This window comes from Streptomyces sp. NPDC047072 (genome assembly GCF_040643855.1).
GTDB lineage: Bacteria > Actinomycetota > Actinomycetes > Streptomycetales > Streptomycetaceae > Streptomyces.
The window spans coordinates 1-16232 of sequence record NZ_JBEYVC010000223.1; the positions used below are offsets into that span (position 1 = coordinate 1).

General features: G+C 69.9%; 17 protein-coding genes and 1 pseudogene. 4 read left to right on the plus strand and 14 right to left on the minus strand.

The genetic code is table 11. The features are described 5' to 3' along the window. From ABZ896_RS47595 to ABZ896_RS47625, 7 genes and pseudogenes are all read right to left on the minus strand, one after another. Positions 1 to 399: pseudogene (locus ABZ896_RS47595) on the minus strand (5,6-dimethylbenzimidazole synthase); the annotation flags it as partial. A gap of 368 nt (positions 400 to 767) precedes the next feature. After that, entirely contained in the window at positions 768 to 1988 is a 1221-nt protein-coding gene (gene cbiE / locus ABZ896_RS47600) for a precorrin-6y C5,15-methyltransferase (decarboxylating) subunit CbiE (RefSeq protein WP_360943890.1), read from the minus strand. A gap of 126 nt (positions 1989 to 2114) precedes the next feature. Then, entirely contained in the window at positions 2115 to 2753 is a 639-nt protein-coding gene (locus tag ABZ896_RS47605) for a GNAT family N-acetyltransferase (RefSeq protein WP_360943893.1), read from the minus strand. A 145-nt stretch (positions 2754 to 2898) separates the two neighbouring features. Beyond that, entirely contained in the window at positions 2899 to 3732 is an 834-nt protein-coding gene (locus ABZ896_RS47610; RefSeq protein ID WP_360943896.1) for a MetQ/NlpA family ABC transporter substrate-binding protein, read from the minus strand. Between the two features lie 67 nt (positions 3733 to 3799). Continuing rightward, positions 3800 to 4525 carry a methionine ABC transporter permease gene (locus tag ABZ896_RS47615; protein ID WP_360943899.1) on the minus strand — a complete coding sequence of 242 codons (726 nt, stop codon included), beginning with the start codon at positions 4523 to 4525 and terminating at the stop codon, positions 3800 to 3802. After that, positions 4522 to 5556, minus strand: coding sequence for an ATP-binding cassette domain-containing protein (locus ABZ896_RS47620; RefSeq protein ID WP_360943902.1), 1035 nt, complete (start codon positions 5554 to 5556; stop codon positions 4522 to 4524). Before ABZ896_RS47620 ends, ABZ896_RS47615 begins: the two co-directional genes overlap by 4 nt. A gap of 287 nt (positions 5557 to 5843) precedes the next feature. Beyond that, complete coding sequence (locus ABZ896_RS47625) at positions 5844 to 6494, minus strand: HAD family hydrolase (RefSeq protein WP_360943905.1); 651 nt, start codon at positions 6492 to 6494, stop codon at positions 5844 to 5846. A gap of 69 nt (positions 6495 to 6563) precedes the next feature. Between ABZ896_RS47625 and ABZ896_RS47630 the strand changes: the two genes are divergently transcribed. Together ABZ896_RS47630 and ABZ896_RS47635 are read left to right on the plus strand one after the other, a co-directional pair. Next, positions 6564 to 6923 carry a hypothetical protein gene (locus tag ABZ896_RS47630; RefSeq protein WP_360943908.1) on the plus strand — a complete coding sequence of 120 codons (360 nt, stop codon included), beginning with the start codon at positions 6564 to 6566 and terminating at the stop codon, positions 6921 to 6923. Next, on the plus strand, positions 6904 to 7332 hold the full coding sequence (locus ABZ896_RS47635) for a hypothetical protein (RefSeq protein ID WP_360943911.1): 429 nt from the start codon (positions 6904 to 6906) through the stop codon (positions 7330 to 7332). The genes ABZ896_RS47630 and ABZ896_RS47635 overlap by 20 nt, the downstream gene beginning before the upstream one ends. 89 nt (positions 7333 to 7421) lie before the next feature. Here the strand turns inward: ABZ896_RS47635 and ABZ896_RS47640 are convergent, their stop codons facing one another. The 3 genes from ABZ896_RS47640 to ABZ896_RS47650 form a co-directional block, all read right to left on the minus strand. Next, positions 7422 to 7919 carry a GNAT family N-acetyltransferase gene (locus ABZ896_RS47640; RefSeq protein WP_360943914.1) on the minus strand — a complete coding sequence of 166 codons (498 nt, stop codon included), beginning with the start codon at positions 7917 to 7919 and terminating at the stop codon, positions 7422 to 7424. Positions 7920 to 7964: 45 nt separating this feature from the next. Further along, positions 7965 to 8471, minus strand: coding sequence for a sigma-70 family RNA polymerase sigma factor (locus ABZ896_RS47645; protein ID WP_360943917.1), 507 nt, complete (start codon positions 8469 to 8471; stop codon positions 7965 to 7967). A 98-nt stretch (positions 8472 to 8569) separates the two neighbouring features. Continuing rightward, on the minus strand, positions 8570 to 9775 hold the full coding sequence (locus ABZ896_RS47650; RefSeq protein ID WP_360943920.1) for a glycerophosphodiester phosphodiesterase: 1206 nt from the start codon (positions 9773 to 9775) through the stop codon (positions 8570 to 8572). 306 nt (positions 9776 to 10081) lie between these two features. Here ABZ896_RS47650 and ABZ896_RS47655 point away from each other — a divergent pair, with 306 nt between their 5' ends. Next, positions 10082 to 10816, plus strand: coding sequence for a lysophospholipid acyltransferase family protein (locus ABZ896_RS47655; protein ID WP_360943923.1), 735 nt, complete (start codon positions 10082 to 10084; stop codon positions 10814 to 10816). A gap of 55 nt (positions 10817 to 10871) precedes the next feature. On the opposite strand, the gene ABZ896_RS47660 is transcribed toward ABZ896_RS47655, so the two are convergent. The 4 genes from ABZ896_RS47660 to argH all read right to left on the minus strand — a co-directional run bounded on the left by ABZ896_RS47660 (position 10872) and on the right by argH (position 15541). Continuing rightward, positions 10872 to 12395, minus strand: coding sequence for an MFS transporter (locus ABZ896_RS47660; protein WP_360943926.1), 1524 nt, complete (start codon positions 12393 to 12395; stop codon positions 10872 to 10874). Beyond that, positions 12392 to 12958, minus strand: a complete 567-nt coding sequence (locus ABZ896_RS47665) for a helix-turn-helix domain-containing protein (RefSeq protein ID WP_360943929.1) — start codon at positions 12956 to 12958, stop codon at positions 12392 to 12394. The genes ABZ896_RS47660 and ABZ896_RS47665 overlap by 4 nt, the downstream gene beginning before the upstream one ends. Positions 12959 to 13035: 77 nt before the next feature. Next, positions 13036 to 14007 (minus strand): aldo/keto reductase, encoded by a 972-nt coding sequence (locus ABZ896_RS47670; RefSeq protein ID WP_360943932.1) that lies wholly within the window; start codon positions 14005 to 14007, stop codon positions 13036 to 13038. Positions 14008 to 14110: 103 nt separating this feature from the next. Beyond that, the gene (argH, locus tag ABZ896_RS47675; RefSeq protein ID WP_360943935.1) at positions 14111 to 15541 is read right to left on the minus strand and encodes an argininosuccinate lyase; all 1431 of its coding nucleotides are present in this window, start codon (positions 15539 to 15541) and stop codon (positions 14111 to 14113) included. Positions 15542 to 15727: 186 nt separating this feature from the next. Between argH and ABZ896_RS47680 the strand changes: the two genes are divergently transcribed. After that, positions 15728 to 16232: hypothetical protein (locus ABZ896_RS47680; RefSeq protein ID WP_360943938.1), on the plus strand; the 505-nt coding region annotated here is incomplete at its 3' end.

Here is a 16232-nt window from a genome sequence, read left to right on the forward strand (position 1 = left end):
GAGCATCGCACCGCCGCCGACCTGCTGGTCGTGGTGGACATCCGGGGACCAGGAGGGCGCGAGGTGCAGCGGACGGCGGGGCGTGATCGGCGGGATGGGCACGGTGGGGGCCGTCTGCGTGGGGCGGCGGACCGCGGTGAGGTCGTGCGCGCCGCTGTCGCGGCCGGAGATCTCGTGCGGTCCGGGCTCGTGGACGGTCTCGACGACCGGCTCGGGCACGGGCGGCGCGACCTCGTTGCCCCAGGGGCTCTGCGCGCCCGGCAGCAGCAACAGGTCTTCGTCCTCGGCGGTGGTCTCGGAGAGGTAGGTGTACGCACCCGACGCGGCGGCGTCCGGCTGTTCCACCATGCCTGCGTTCTCCGGCAGTCCCTCGCCCGGGACCTGGCCGGTGTCGGTCATGCGTACCCCTCGCCCATCGGTTAGTGCTCCTACGACCAGCTCACCGGGGACGGCGCACCGACCCGCCCCCGCAGTGAAGAACGAGCGTGCGTGCCCAGCGGCACGAACGGCCTGCCTGGAAAGACGACAAAGCCATTAACTGGCATTGTCCCGGCCGTTCCCCCCTCGCGACAGGTTGATCCGCGACGGTCCGCTGTGGACTGCGCCACGTTGCGCGTCCTCCGGTTCTGCCGTACCACACCCACCCCAAAACGGGTGCGCTTTCCGGACATTGACGAACGAAATGCCGGGCGGCCTGGCGCGGTACAACGGTCGGCCAGCCTACCGCGCGCAGTACGACAACAGGATCACGGGGACCACAAAGGGGGTCAGACCGACCGGTCGGGAAGGACCCCGCTGAGCAGGAACGCGACGCTCCGCTCCGTCTCCGTCCAGGCCCTGGTGTCGAGTTCGACGGACTGGAGGAGCGCGCACTCGACGCGGTAGCCGTGTTCGGTGAGGTCGCGGCCGAGGAGTTCGGCCTCGTCACGGGTGGCCGCGTGGGCGACTACGCGCTGCGGGCGCCGGTCGGCGACCGAGGAGACCACGGCCAGACCCCCGCCGCCGACGCGGACGACGTCCGGTTCGGGGAGGTTCTCCAGGACGTGCGGGGCGCTGCCGCGCACCACCTGGATCTGGAGCCCGAAGGCACGGGCGTTGGCCTCGGTGCGCTCGCAGGCCCGCGGGTCGCGGTCGACGGCGATGACGGCGGCGCCGGCCCGGGCCGCGTCGGTGGCGAAGGCACCGCTGCCGCAGCCGATGTCCCACACGAGGTCGCCGACGCGCGGGCCCAGCCGGGCGAGTTGGGCCGAGCGGAGCGGTTCGAGCTCGCCTTCGCCCATGAGGCCGCCGTAGGACTCGGCGGGCAGTGTCCAGCCGCGCGGTCCGGCGGCCGGGTCGCGCCCGGCGATCCAGCCGCCGCCGTCCGGGGCGGGGGCCGTGCCGGGGTGGCCGCCGACGACGATGACGACGTTGGGGTCGCGCCAGGTGTGGTCGGCGGCCTTCTCGGAGGTGACGACGGTGACCTGCTCGCGCTCGGTGCCGAGTTCCTCGCAGATGACGAAGGTGCGGTGGACGCCCTCCATCAGCAGGCCGAGTTCGGCGGGGCCCGCGCCGGGCGAGGTGAGGACGGCGACCTTGGTGTGGGCGCGGCAGACGTTGACCGCGCGGCGCAGGGTGCGGCGGTGGGCGACGACGACCTGGGCGTCGTCCCAGGGCATGCCGGCGCGGGCGAAGGCGGCGGCGACCGAGGAGACGGCGGGGACGACCTCGACCTCCAGGCCGAACTCCGGTGCGCGCAGGGTCCGTACGACTCCGAAGAACCCGGGATCGCCGTCGGCGATCACCACCGCGGTGCCGCGCAGGCGGGCGATGCGGCGGGCGGCGAGGGAGACGCTGCCCAGGCGGATGCGTTCGGCGGCGGGGGGCACCTCGGGAAGCGCCAGGTGGTGGGCGGCTCCGGCCACCAGCGTGGCGGCGCCCAGGGCGGAGCGTGCCGCGGCGGTCAGGGGCGAACCGTCCCAGCCGATCACCGTGACCCGGTCGGCCATCTTGTCTCAGTCTCCAGGAGGTCTGCGGGGGGATGCAGGGGGCTGCGGGGGGTCTGCGCAGGTCGTCGTCGGGAGGGTACCCGGTCCGACGCGGAAGCGCTTTCGCCGACCTCGGTCCGATTCCGGTCAGTTCCAGTCCGAGTACGAGGTGAAGCCGCCGGTGTCGGCCAGCTCCTCGCCCGCGCCCTCCAGGTCCTCGGGCAGCAGGCTCCACACGATGTAGTCGGTGCGTACGTCGGTCCAGGTGCCGTCCTCGGTGCGGACCCGCGCTATGCAGGCGCCCCGCAGGACACCCTCACTGATGCAGCCGATCTTCTGGGCGACCTGCTGGGAGGCGGTGTTGTCGGCGGCGGTGCGCAGCTCGACACGCTCGAACTTCTGGTCGCCGAGCAGCCATTGGGCGGTGGCAAGCGCGGCCTCGGAGGCGTAGCCCTCGCCGCGGGCCCAGGGGGCGATGACGTACGACAGCTCGGTGGACCGCACATGCCAGTTGGTCTTCGCCAACTGGACGACCCCGACCAGGCGTTGGGTGAGGAACTCGGTGACGGCGAGACCGAGGCCGCGGCCGGACTCGCGCTCGGCGGGCGCGTACGAGGTGATCAGGCCGCGGGCGGCCTCCTCGGTGAACGGCTGCGGTACGTCCGTCCAGGCGCCGACCTGCTCGTCGTTCATCATCTCGGTCAGGGCGGGCACGTCGTCCTCGTCGAGGGGGCGCAGCACCAACCGCTCCGTGCTGATGGAGATGTTGGGGAAGGTGCCAGTCATGCGCCGCTCCGTAACCGTCGGAAAACCTTCAGGGACTGCGAACTGCCCAGCATGCAGCATGGGAGCGCGGAACCGCACCACGGGGCCCACCCGCGGTGAGCGAGTGGACCCCGTGCGTGGTGATACGCCGTATACGCGCCGGTGATCAGAAGGACGCGATGACGGAGCCCGCGTACTTGTCCTCGATGAACTTCTTCACCTCGGCGGAGGTGAGCAGCTTGGCGAGCTTCTTCACCCGCGGGTCGTCCTCGTTGCCCTCCTTGACGGCGAGGAAGTTGCCGTACGGGTTGTCCTTGGCGGACTCCAGGACGAGGGCGTCGGAGGCGGGCTTGAGGTCGGCCTCGATGGCGTAGTTGCCGTTGACGACGGCCGCGTCCACGTCGTCCAGGGAGCGCGGGGTCTGGGCCGCCTCCAGCTCCTTGAACTTCAGGTTCTTCGGGTTCTTGGTGATGTCGGCCGGGGTGGCGTCGTTGCCCACGCCGTCCTTGAGGGTGATCAGGCCGTTCGCCGCGAGCAGCTTGAGGGCGCGGGCCTCGTTGACGCTGTCGTTCGGGACGGCGATCGTCGCGCCGCTCTTGAGGGCGTCGGCGCTCTTGACCTTGTGGGAGTAGAGGCCGAGCGGCTCCAGATGGACCGTGACGACGGGCGCGATGTGGGTGCCGTTCTTCTTGTTGAAGTCGTCGAGGTACGGCTGGTTCTGGAAGTAGTTGGCGTCGACCGAGCCGTCCTCGGTCGCCGTGTTCGGCGTGACGTAGTCGGTGAACTCCTTGACCTCCAGGTCGAGTCCGGCCTTCTTCGCCAGGTTGTCCTTGACGTAGGTGAGGATCTCCGCGTGCGGGACCGGGCTCGCGGCGACGACGAGGGGGCCGCTGTAGTCGGAGGAGGCGGAGTCCGCGTCGGAGGAACCGCAGGCGCTGAGGCCGAGGGTGAGGGCTCCGGCGGCGAGGACGGCGGTGGTGAGCTTTACGGTGTTACGCACGAAAAGTGCCTTTCCTTTTGGGTGTAGCGATCCCGTGATGGGGTGCACGGGAGGATTCGGGGGTGCCTCAGACCGTCTTGGTGTCCGCGGTCGCGGCCTTCAGGAGCCGCAGTTTCGGCGCCGGTCCCGTCTTGCCGCCGCGGCTGTGCAGCGAGCGGGCCGCGTAGTCGCCGGCGAACTGGATCACCGAGATGACCACGGCGAGGATCGCGACGGTGATCCACATCAGCTGGGTCTCGAAGCGCTGGTAGCCGTAGCGGATGGCGATGTCGCCGAGGCCGCCGGCGCCGACGGTGCCGGCCATCGCGGAGTAGCCGATCAACGCCACGATCGTGGTCGTGGTGCTGGCGATCAGCGAGGGCAGCGCCTCCGGTACGAGGACCTTGCGGACGATCGTCCAGGTGTTGCCGCCCATCGACTGGACGGCCTCGACCAGCCCGCCGTCCACTTCGCGGACAGCCGTCTCGACGAGGCGCGCGAAGAACGGGATGGCGCCGATGGCGAGCGGCACGATGGCGGCCTCACGGCCGATGGTGGTGCCGGTGATCGAGCGGGTGAAGCCCATCAGCGCCACCATCAGGATGATGAACGGCATCGAGCGGGCGACGTTCACGACCTGCCCGATCACCTTGTTCGCGACGACGTTCTGGAGGAGTCCGCCGCGGTCGGTGAGGACGAGGAGGACACCGAGCGGCAGGCCGCCGACGACGGCGATGAGCGTGGACCAGCCGACCATGTAGAGGGTGTCCCAACACGCCTGCTCCAGCAGGGGCTGCATCTCGGACCAGGTCACTGGGCACCTTCCTTCACCAGGACGGGCTCCTGGCCCACGACGTCGATCTGGAGGCCCTGTTCGCGCAGGAAGCCGATCGGCACGACGTTGTCCTCGTAGCGGCCCGGCAGTTCGATGCGCATCCGGCCGACCTGGAGTCCGCCGACGGTGTCGATGGCGGCGCCGAGGATCGAGATGTCGATGTTGTAGGTGCGTGACAGCTGGGAGATGACGGGCTGGGTGGCCGTCTCGCCCTGGAAGGTGACGTCGACGACGGTCCGGTCCTCGCCGGTGGCGTCGCCGGTCACCGGGAACAGGGCGGAGGCGAGTTCGGAGCCGGGGGCGGCGAGCAGCTCGCTGACCGTGCCGGACTCGACGATGCGCCCGTTCTCCATCAGGGCGGCCGAGTCGCAGATCGACTTCACGACGTCCATCTCGTGAGTGATGAGCAGCACCGTGAGCCCCAGCTGCCGGTTCAGGTCGCGCAGCAGCTGGAGGATCGAGCGGGTGGTCTCCGGGTCGAGGGCGCTGGTGGCCTCGTCGGACAGCAGCACCTTGGGGTCGCCGGCGAGGGCGCGGGCGATGCCGACGCGCTGCTTCTGGCCGCCGGAGAGCTGGGCGGGGTACGCCTTGGCCTTGTCGGCGAGCCCGACGAGGTCCAGCAGTTCGAATGCCTTGCGGGAGCGCTCCTTGCCGGAGGTGCCGAGGATCTCCAGCGGCAGCTCGACGTTGTCCTGGACGGTCCGGGTGGACAGCAGGTTGAAGTGCTGGAAGACCATGCCGATACGGCTGCGCGCCTGCCGCAGTTCCCGGCCGGCGCGGGGACCGCGCCCGGCGAGGGCGGTGAGGTCCTGTCCGGCGACGGTGACCGTGCCGGCGGTGGGGCGCTCCAGCAGGTTGACGCAGCGGATGAGGGAGGACTTGCCGGCGCCGGACTGGCCGATGACGCCGTACACCTCGCCTTCGCGAACATGGAGATCGACGCCGTCGAGGGCGGTGATCTCACGGCCGCGCGAGCGGTAGACCTTGGTCAGGCCTGATGTCGTGATCACTGGGTTTCCATCACTGTCGAGTACGCGGGGGCGTGGGTGTGCCCTGGTACGGGAGGGAAGTCGTGCGCGGGCACAGGGGTCACGTACGGCGTTCGGCGCGTACGGACGTGCCAGGGGGTGGGGGCTGCCTCTAACAGGCGCACATTCGACACATACAACGAGCACCGGGCGTCATGGTCGCCTCGGTCGCAAAGGTGCGGCAGCTCGTCGTGGTCATGCGATCAGTAAAGCAGAGGTACGGTCCTGACAAAGTGCCGCTGTCCACATGCCGGACAGCGGCGGACGGGTCAGCCGCGGACGGAGATCTCCACGCCTTCTCGGCTGACCAGCACCGACAGGGCCGACAGGTTCTCGACCACGAGATCGGCGTCCACCTCGTGGGACGCGTGCGTTGTGGTCAACGCCACGGTGGTCATTCCGGCGGCGCGGCCGGCGCGCAGACCCGCCGGGGCGTCCTCGAAGACGACGCAGTGGGCCGGGTCGACGCCCAGCTCACGGGCGGCGAGCAGATAGGGCTCGGGATCGGGCTTGCCGCGGGTGACGTCGTCGGCGGCGATCAGGGTCTTGGGCAGGACGCCGACGGCTTCGAGCCGGGCCTCGGCGAGCCGGCGGGTGGCGGAGGTGACGACGGCCCAGCGGTCGGCGGGCAGCGCGCCGAGAAAGTCCCGGGTGCCGGGCAGCAAGTGCACTCCCCCGTTGGGTACGTCCTCCACCTCCAGCTCCTCGATCCGCGCGAGGGCCTCCGGCACCACGTCGGCGGGCAGCAGGTCGGCGGCTATCTCCACCGCGGGCCGCCCGTGCAGCTCGATCCGGGCGAACGCCTCGGCGGTGATGCCGTACTCCCCGGCCCACCGCGTCCAGCAGCGGTCCACGGATTCCAGGGAGGACACGAGAGTGCCGTCGTTGTCGAACAGGAGGGCTTGGGCGCGGATCTTCATGCCGTCGACCCTACGGTGCGACGCGGGGGCGGCCGCATCAGGCCTTTTGGGCCGTAATAGGCTCACCGCATGTTTGATGCCCTGGCGCTGGTGACCGGCGTCGCAGCGCTGTTGCTTGCCGGGTGGTGCGGGTGGGCGGCCTACCGGGACCAGCCGACCAAGGACTGGCACTTCATCGGGATGGCCGTGGTGTCGGTGCTGGCGCTGGTGCAGCTGGTGGTCGGCGTCGTGCTGCTCGCGCGGGGCGAGAAGCCGGAGCAGGGGACGACGATCTTCGTGGCGTATCTGCTGGGCGCGTTCGCGTGTGTGCCGGCGGCGGGGTTCATGTCGCTGGCCGAGCGCACGAAGTGGGGATCGGTGACGGTCGCCGCCGGCGGTGTGGTGCTGGCCGTTCTGGAGGTGCGGCTCTATGACATCTGGGGAGGCTGAGGTGAGCCGACAGCGGCTGACCAGCGGGCCGGGCACGCTACTGGTGTGGCTGTACGGCGTGATGGTCGTCGGCGCGGTGTCGCGGTCCGCGTATCAGATCTCCACGGAGTTCGACCGGGCGCCGCTGGCGTACTCGCTGTCGGCGGTTGCCGGGGTGGTGTACGGGTTCATCACGTACACGCTGGTGCGGGGTGGAGAGACAGCCCGCAAGGTGGCGCTCGCCTGTTGCGGGGCTGAGCTGGTGGGGGTGCTCACCGTGGGCACCTGGACACTGGTCGACTCGTCCGCGTTTCCGGACGCGACGGTGTGGTCGGACTTCGGGATGGGGTACGTGTTCATCCCTGTTTTGCTGCCGCTTTCCGCCATCTACTGGTTGCGGAAGGGTGCGCCCGCCGGGGATGCCGCCTGAGGTTTGTCGGGCGGCATCCGGCCGTGCGTGGCTGGTCGCGCCCACGCGGCGGAGCCGCAAATTAGACACAGCCCCGCGCCCCTAAAGACTCATGCGGTTGCCGCGTATGTGCCTGCGGGCTTCTCCAGTACCACCATCGGTACTCCGTCCGTGCCCTCCGTGGTGCCCACCGTCTGGTAGCCCACCTTGCGGTAGAGGCGGAGGTTGCCCTCGCTGCGGTGGCCTGTGTGGAGGCGGAAGCTGGTGGCGCCGCGCTCTTCCGCGAGGGCGGATTCGGCTGCCCGGAGGAGCCTCGCGCCGATGCCGTGGCCCTGGAGGCGGGGGTGGACGCAGAGCTTGCCGATGGAGGCCGAGCCGTCCTCGGTGACATGCCCGCGGACCGAGCCGACCACCTCCTCGCCGAGGCGGGCCACGAAGACGCAGTCCCCGGCGACCTCCTCGCGGACCGAGTCCAGGCTCTGGACGAGCGGATCGATGCGGTAGTTGCCGTACAGCGCCGCCTCACTCTGGAAGCACAGGTACTGCAACCTGAAGATCTGCTCCGCGTCCTGCACGGTCGCCGCAGAGATGGTCACGCTCATGCCCATGTGCGCACGCCTCCCGCTCACCTGATCGCCTGTCGTCCCTCACTCCTATCCCCGCCCTCCCCGCGCCGCAACCTCCGGTGTGAGCAATCTGCGAAGACATCCCAGGCATCTGGAACGTTCCGGACCCAGACTGCCCTGTGAGATACCCAACTCGCCCGCGATCTCGCGGTAGGTGAGGTCTCTCGGGGAGAGCAGCGCGGCCATCAGACCGGGGCAACGGCCCGGCAGCCGTCGTACCGCCTCATGGAGGGTCCGGCGGCGGGCCGCCGCGAGGGTGAGCTCCTCGGGGGTGCGGTCGTCGGCGGCCGCGGGTTCGGTGTCGTACGGCCGTTCGAGCCGGGTCGTACGACGGCTGCGGCGGGACTCCGAGCGGACGGCCCGGCGCAGCCAGCCGGGCGGGTCGAGGGGCGGGCCCTGGGTGTCCAGGCGCTCCAGGAGGCGGAGCCAGACCGCCTGCTCCAGATCGGCCGGTTCCGTACCGGTGGCATGTGCCTCGGCCGAGGCCTCGGCGGTGAGCAGGGGGCGCAGGGCGGTGACCAAGTCGTGCGTCATATGCGCTACGACACGGCCGCCCGGGCATCGGGTTGCCCGGGCGGCCGGAAGTCACCCCTATCGGGGGCCGTCCGGCTCAGCGGTTGACGAAGTCCGCGTCAGCCGTTGACGAAGTCCGCGCGGGCCAGCACGCCGGTGTCCGCGTTGTCGGTGAAGACGCCGTCGATGCCGGTGGCGAAGTACGCCTTGAAGGCGCCGAAGACGTCACCGTAGGCGTCGACGTCGGTGCCCTTGCGGAACTCGGTGGGCAGGAAGGGGTTCTCGTTGCGCATGGTGTACGGGTGCAGGACCAGCCCGACCTTGTGCGCGTCGGCGACGAGGGTGGTCACCTTGTCGAGGCCGCCGTCCGACTTCTTGGTGATGACCAGGTCGAGCGTCGGGCCGATGCCCTGGGCGTAACCCGCGATCTCCCTGAGGCCCTTGGGGGTGATCAGGTCGGCGACGGTACGCGGGTCGCCCGACTCGACGAAGTCCCAGGGGCGGGTGTTCGCGGCGGACAGCAGGACGACCAGGGGGTTGTCGACGAGCTTGTTCAGCCGCTGGATGCTGGTCGGCTCGAAGGACTGGAGGATGACCGGGGAGTTCCGCTTGTCCTTGCCGTACTTGCGCAGCAGCTTGGCGACCCGCTCTTCGAGGCCCAGGCCCAGCTTGCGGAAGTAGGTGGGGTGCTTGGTCTCGGGGTAGATCCAGACCTGCTTGCCGCGCTTGCGGGTCTGCTCGTCCTGCCACCTGAGGACTTCCTCGAAGGTGGGGATCTCCCAGCGGCCGTTGTAGAGCGTGTTGTGCGGGCGGTTGGCCGGGATGCGCTCGATGGCGCGGAGCGTCTTGAGCTCGGCGAGCGTGAAGTCCTCGGTGAACCAGCCGGTGAGGGAGACGCCGTCGAGGACCTTGGTGGTCTTGCGGTCGGCGAACTCCTTGTGGTCGGCGACGTCCGTGGTGCCGCCGATCTCCGGCTCGTGGCGGCAGACCAGGTGGCCGTCCTTGGTGGGGACGAGGTCGCCGGCCTCGACGACATCGGCGCCGAGGTCGAGGGCGAGCTGGTAGGAGCCGAAGGTGTGCTCGGGGCGGTAGCCGCTGGCGCCTCGGTGGCCGATGATCGTCGGAACGGGGAGGCTCTTCAGCCCGCCGCCGCTGCCGTGACCGCCGCCGGACACCGCCGTGTCGGCCGCTCTCGCCGTGCCGGACAGTCCGAGGACCGCTCCCCCGGCGCCGAGCACCGCGGCTCCGAGCAGTGCCCGTCGTCCGGTGCCGGCCCCGATGCCGGTGCCGGTGCTGCCGCCCGTCTGCTCGTCCTGCGATCCCACGTGGACCCCTCCTGCCGTCGGCTCTTGGATGCGCGCCGATCGTAGGTGCGTGTCCATGACCGAAGGGAGACCTGCGGCGGAACACACGGGTGACGCGGGATGTCGTACGGGAACAGATGTCTGATGCTCTGTCGGCTTCGGGGCGAAAGGGCTGGGTAGCCGGTGTTTCGAGGCGTCCGTCACATCGTTCCACCCGGGTTTCCGGCGTACGACGGGACCCCACCGCAGGTAAACGAGCGTCAACAGTGCGTAAGACCTCGGTGAACCCCGCGTACTCGATGTGCACGATCCCCCGGGGCGCGAGTAATGTCCTCACCTGCACAGACTCATACAGTTTCCCTGGCCGTTCTCTTTACACCGGAGGGCCCGTTGTCCCGCTTCACGCTCATCAAGGCAGTGCTCGGACCGATCATGCGCCTGATGTTCCGCCCACGGGTGGAGGGCGTGGAGCACATCCCGGGCGAGGGGCCGGTCATCCTCGCCGGCAACCACCTCACCTTCATCGACTCGATGATCCTTCCGCTGGTCTGCGACCGGCAGGTGTTCTTCATCGGCAAGGACGAGTACGTCACCGGGAAGAGCCTCAAGGGGCGGATCATGGCCTGGTTCTTCACCGGCACCGGGATGATTCCGGTGGACCGGGACGGGGGACACGGCGGTGTCGCCGCGCTGATGACCGGGCGGCGGATCCTTGAGGAGGGGAAGGTCTTCGGGATCTACCCCGAGGGCACGCGGTCGCCTGATGGGCGGCTGTACCGGGGGCGGACCGGGATCGCTCGGCTGACGCTCATGACCGGGGCGCCTGTCGTGCCCTTCGCGATGATCGGCACGGACAAGTTGCAGCCGGGGGGTGCGGGGATGCCGCGGCCCGGGCGGGTCACTGTTCGGTTCGGTGAGGCGATGGAGTTCTCCCGGTACGACGGGATGGACCGGGATCGGTATGTGCTGCGGGCGGTCACCGATTCTGTGATGGCTGAGGTCATGCGGTTGTCGGGGCAGGAGTACGTGGACATGTACGCCACGAAGGCGAAGGCTGCGTAGAGGTCGTACATCGGGTGCGGGGCGGTGGGGGCTTGTCGCGCAGTTCCCCGCGCCCCTAAAAGCCCTTGTCCAGCCGTTGGTTCTTCAGCATGAACCAGGCTGCTGCCGCTGTTACGAGTAGGACCGCTGCTCCTGCGCCCGCGGCGATGGTGAGGCCGTTCACGAAAGCTTCTCGGGCTGACGTCAGCAGAGCCTGTGCCGCGTCCGTCGGCATGCCGGATGCTGCCTCTACCGCGCCGCCCAGGGACTCGTGTGCGCCGTCCGGGGTACCTGCAGGAGCTGCGAATCCCCGGTAGACGCCCGTCACGATCGAGCCGAGTACCGCGATGCCCAGGGCCGCGCCCAGTTCGTACGCCGTTTCGGAGACTGCGGACGCCGCGCCCGCCTGTTCCTTCGGGACGCTCGACAGAATCACGTCCGCCGTCACCGTGAAGGAGAAGCCGGCGCCGATGCCGACCACCAGGAGGGCCGCGCCCAGGACGGGGTAGCCGGTCGACTGGTCGAGGACCGTCAGGGCAGCCAGGGCGAGGCCCACCGCCGCCAGGCCGCCGGAGACGACCACGCGCACCGAGTACCGGCGGGCCACCGTCCCCGCCACCAGGCCCGCCGCCACCGCGCCCACCGCTGCCGGGAGTTCGGCCAGGCCCGCCTCCAACGGGCGCCTTCCCTGGACCAGTTGCAGGTACTGGGAGAGGAAGAAGACCAGGCCGGAGAGGCCGAGGATGGTCAGGAGGTCGGCCAGGACCGCGCCGCTGAAGCCGCGGTTGCGGAACAGGCGCATGTCCAACAGGGGGGTGGGGAGGGTGAGTTGGCGGCGGACGAAGCCGTACAGCGCTGCCGCGCCCAGGATGCCCGCGGCCACGGCGTCCCACGCGGCGCCGTGCGAGGCGATCTCCTTGACCGCGTAGACGACTCCGATCATGCCGACGAGGGACAGCAGGACGCTGGCCATGTCCCAGGGGCCCGGGTTCGGGTTGCGGGACTCCGGCAGCAGCTTGATGCCGACGAGGACGAGGACCGCCATCACGGGCAGGTTGATCAGGAAGACCGAGCCCCACCAGAAGTGTTCGAGCAGGAAGCCGCCGGCGATCGGGCCGACTGCCGTACCGGCGGAGGCCGTTGCGCCCCAGATGCCGACGGCCAGGCTGCGTTCGCGCGGGTCGTGGAAGAGGTTGCGGATCAGCGCCAGGGTGGCGGGCATCAGGGTCGCGCCCGCGACACCGAGCAGCGCCCGGGCGAGGATCATCAACTCCGGTGTCGTCGCATAGGCGTTGAGGACGGATATCGCGCCGAACGCCGTGGCGCCGACGAGCAGGATCCGCTTGCGGCCGATGCGGTCGCCGAGGCTGCCCATCGAGACCAGCAGGCCCGCGATGACGAACGAGTAGACGTCACCGATCCACAGCAACTGGGTGCCGGTGGGCTTGAGGTCCTCGCTGATGTAGGGGGTCGCGAGGCCGAGGACGGTCGCGTCGACGGCCACCAGCAGCACGGCGAGGACGAGGACGGACAGCGCGAGCCACCGGCCGGGACGCTGCACCGCCTCGGTCGTGGCCGCCGGCCGCAGGGTGCTGGTCATGATTCCTCTCTCGGTCGTGCGGAAGGTCGTAGTACACCGCCGAGAAACAGCTCGACGGTCATGTGGTGGAAGTCCTTGGGTGCGCCCTTTCCGCTCTGCACCATCCAGACGGCGGAGGCGAGCAGGCCGAACAGGGCCTCGGTGAACCAGGCGGGCGTGAGGTCGATGCGGAACTCACCGTCCTGCTGGCCGCGCCGGAACAGCCCGGAGATCCGGGCGTCGAGCCGCGCCCAGCCCTCGTTCTGCTCCTCGCCCTCGAACAGCTGGTTCTCGGTGTAGAGGAAGGCGAGGAGCCCGGCGGCGGGCTCGATCTCGCGGACGAGACGCCGTACGGCGTCGCTCGCGGCACCCTCGTCCAGCCGCGCCGCGTCCACGGCGGTCTCGCACTCCGCGATGCCGAGCGACTCCAGCGCCCGTACGAGGGCGTCCCGTCCGGCGAAGTGGCGGTGCAGGGTCGCCCTGCTGATCCCCGCCGCCTTGGCGACCTCGTCCATGGTCGCGGTGGATTTGCGGGTCAGCAGGGCGGCGGCACTGCGCAGCACGTGGTCACGGTCGACAGCCATGAGACAACCATAGCCCATGTGAGACATTAATGTCTCACAGGGGGCGTGAGCGTCTCATGATGGGCCAACCGCTTTTTCTACTGCCAGGGCAGGCTTGCGCGCTGCTCCCAGTACGCCCGTGGCTCCTGCGCGAGCGCGGCGAGCCGGCTCAGCTGGTCCTCGTCCAGGTCCACCACGGCCGCGTGCAGGTTGGAGGCCAGCTGGTTCAGGGTCGCGGCGCCCGACAGGACGACTCCGGCCCACGGCTGGCGCAGGACGAGCGCGAGGGCTACGGCGTCACAGCCCAGGGACGTCTCCTCCGCCACGGCCTTCAGCGCGGCCGGGGCGTGCGGGGCGGCGAGCCTGCCGTTGGCCATGCCCTCCTTGACGATCACCGTAAGGCCGGCGGCGTGCGCCTCGGCGAGGGCGGGGCCGGCCGAGGTCTCCAGGGCGTTGTACGTCGACTGGACGGTACGGAAGAGGGGGGCGCCGTCGACGGTCACCTCCAGCGCGGCGCGGATCGCTGCCGCTTGGGCGGGGCCGCTGGTGGAGAAGCCGATGCTGATGCCCTGTTCCGCGGCTTCCGCGAGCCTCGCGTGGAGTTCCTTGTCGGTGAGGGCCGGGCTGTCCGGGGTCACCGAGTGGATCTGGTACAGGTCCAGGTGGTCGCCGAGGAGTTCTGCGGTTTCGGCACGCTGGCGGTCGTAGGTCTGGAGGGTGTGGTCCTTGACCTCGTGCTTCTCGGCGGTCGTGGTCCAGTTGGCGGTGTAGGTGTAGCCCCACTTGCTGCCGATGACTACGTCGTTTCGGCCGGGGTTGTTGGTGAGCCAGTCTGCGAGGAACTCCTCTGAGCGGCCGTAGGAGCGGGCCGCGTCGAAGTAGCGGACGCCTTGGGCGTAGGCGGCGTCCAGGAGTTCGTGGGTTCGGGTACGGAGCGTTTCGACGCTTCGGTCGTCTCCCAGGTCGTTGTCGCGACCCAGATTGATGTAGCCGGGGCGGGCGATTGCGGCTAGGCCCAGGCCGATGTGGCAGGTGGGGGTGGTTGCTGTGGCGAGGCGGGCGAAGGGCATGCCCACAACGTAACGCGGGATGCCCTTCGCCTCAGGGGGTGGGTTGTTTGGTTGTTTGGCGGGTGCGGCGCCGTTGTGGCTGGTCGCGCAGTTCCCCGCGCCCCTAAAAGCCCTTCGCCCGAGCCCATTCATGCTGTGCGGCCAGGTTCGCCTTCACCTCGGCCAGCTGTACGGCCACCGCGCTCGGGGCCGTGCCGCCCCTGCCGTTCCTCGACGCCAGGGCGCCGGGGACGTTGAGGACCGTGCGGACCTCCGGGGTCAGGTGGGCGCTGATCTTGGCGAACTGGTCGTCCGTCAGGTCGTTGAGTTCCTTACCCTCCGCCTCGGCCGCCTTGACGCACTCGCCGGCGACCTCGTGGGCCACGCGGAACGGGACGCCCTGCTTGACCAGCCACTCGGCGATGTCGGTGGCGAGGGAGAAGCCGGCCGGGGCCAGTTCCTCCATGCGCTCCCGGTTGACCGTGAGGGTGGCCATCATGCCGGTGAAGGCGGGGAGGAGGACCTCCAGTTGGTCGCAGGAGTCGAAGACCGGCTCCTTGTCCTCCTGGAGGTCGCGGTTGTAGGCGAGGGGGAGGGCCTTGAGGGTGGCCATCAGGCCCGTCAGGTTGCCGATCATGCGGCCGGACTTGCCCCGGGCCAGCTCCGCGATGTCCGGGTTCTTCTTCTGCGGCATGATCGACGAGCCCGTGGAGAAGGCGTCGTGCAGGGTCACGAAGGAGAACTCCTTCGTGTTCCAGATGATGATCTCCTCGGCGATCCGGGAGAGGTTGACGCCGATCATCGCGGTGATGAAGGCGAACTCCGCGACGAAGTCACGGGAGGCCGTGCCGTCGATGGAGTTGCCGACCGAGCCGTGCTCGAAGCCGAGGTCCTTCGCGACCGCCTCCGGGTCCAGGCCCAGGGAGGAACCGGCCAGCGCGCCCGAGCCGTACGGCGAGACGGCCGTCCGCTCGTCCCACTGGCGCAGCCGCTCCGCGTCCCGGGACAGGGACTGGACGTGGGCCAGGACGTGGTGGGCGAAGAGGACCGGCTGGGCGTGCTGGAGGTGGGTGCGGCCGGGCATCGCCACGTCCGGGTGGGCCTCCGCGAGGCCGACCAGCGCGTCCTGGAGCTCTGCGATCAGACCGCCGATGATCCGGGCGTGGTCCCGCAGGTACATCCGGAAGAGGGTGGCGATCTGGTCGTTGCGGGAACGCCCTGCACGCAGCTTGCCGCCGAGGTCGGGGCCGACCCGCTCCAGCAGGCCCCGCTCCAGGGCGGTGTGGCAGTCCTCGTCGGCGATGGTACCCACGAAGGAGCCGTCGGCCACGTCGGCCTCCAGCTGGTCGAGTCCGGCGATCATCCGCTGGAGCTCGTCCTCGGTGAGCAGGCCCGCCTTGTGCAGCACGCGCGCGTGGGCGCGGGAGCCGGCGATGTCGTAGGGCGCGAGCCGCCAGTCGAAGTGGACGGACGCGGACAGCTTGGCCAGGGCCTCGGCGGGACCGTCGGCGAAACGGCCGCCCCAGAGCCGGACGTCACCGCTGTTGCTGCTCACTTGCGTTGCTCCTCACCGCTGCACTCAAGGTCATGCATGATTATGCAGAGCCTTGCATGATTCGTCAATCGGGCCGTCTTTTTGAAAACCCTTTGAACACCCGCAACCGCTTACCCGTACCTCTCGCCGAACGCAGGCGCCGCGTTTGTAAAACGAAGACACACCCGACCCTAGTGAGGCATCCGCATGTCCAGGGCTCTTCCGAAGTACAACAAGCGCCGCGTGGCGATCATCGGCGGCGCTGCCGCGGTGGCACTGACCGGGGCGATCGTCGCCGGCACCGCCCTCGCCGGGGAGACGTCCAAGAGCAGCACGGCGACCGCCCGGACGCTGGCCGACCCCGGCACCATCACGTGCCCGGACGTGGCCTCGCAGCTGCCCGCCATCCCGGCCACCGCCCAGGCCGAGGTCGACCGCAACCTGACCCTGCTCCAGACCCAGATCGACGAGGCGAACAAGCGGCTCGTCGACACCGTCGGCCAGGGCGGACCCAACTTCGTCCAGAACGCCATCCTCGGCCCGCTCGAGGACAAGCGGATCGCGACGGTCAACCGCATCGCCACGGCGATCGGCCGCACCGCCGACAAGCCGCCGGAGGGGCGACAGCCGGGGTTGGCGGCGTGGTTCCGGCGGTGGGCGGGGTTGGAGGCGTCGGCGATCGCGCTGTACACGTACGAATGCCGGATGGTGC

Coding starts and splice junctions, on each gene's coding strand:
- cbiE (WP_360943890.1), bottom strand. CDS start 1,988: ATGGCCGACCGGGTCACGGTGATCGGCTGGGACGGTTCGCCCCTGACC.
- ABZ896_RS47605 (WP_360943893.1), bottom strand. CDS start 2,753: ATGACTGGCACCTTCCCCAACATCTCCATCAGCACGGAGCGGTTGGTG.
- ABZ896_RS47625 (WP_360943905.1), bottom strand. CDS start 6,494: ATGAAGATCCGCGCCCAAGCCCTCCTGTTCGACAACGACGGCACTCTC.
- ABZ896_RS47630 (WP_360943908.1), top strand. CDS start 6,564: ATGTTTGATGCCCTGGCGCTGGTGACCGGCGTCGCAGCGCTGTTGCTT.
- ABZ896_RS47635 (WP_360943911.1), top strand. CDS start 6,904: ATGACATCTGGGGAGGCTGAGGTGAGCCGACAGCGGCTGACCAGCGGG.
- ABZ896_RS47640 (WP_360943914.1), bottom strand. CDS start 7,919: ATGGGCATGAGCGTGACCATCTCTGCGGCGACCGTGCAGGACGCGGAG.
- ABZ896_RS47645 (WP_360943917.1), bottom strand. CDS start 8,471: ATGACGCACGACTTGGTCACCGCCCTGCGCCCCCTGCTCACCGCCGAG.
- ABZ896_RS47655 (WP_360943923.1), top strand. CDS start 10,082: ATGTCCTCACCTGCACAGACTCATACAGTTTCCCTGGCCGTTCTCTTT.
- ABZ896_RS47660 (WP_360943926.1), bottom strand. CDS start 12,395: ATGACCAGCACCCTGCGGCCGGCGGCCACGACCGAGGCGGTGCAGCGT.
- ABZ896_RS47665 (WP_360943929.1), bottom strand. CDS start 12,958: ATGGCTGTCGACCGTGACCACGTGCTGCGCAGTGCCGCCGCCCTGCTG.
- ABZ896_RS47670 (WP_360943932.1), bottom strand. CDS start 14,007: ATGCCCTTCGCCCGCCTCGCCACAGCAACCACCCCCACCTGCCACATC.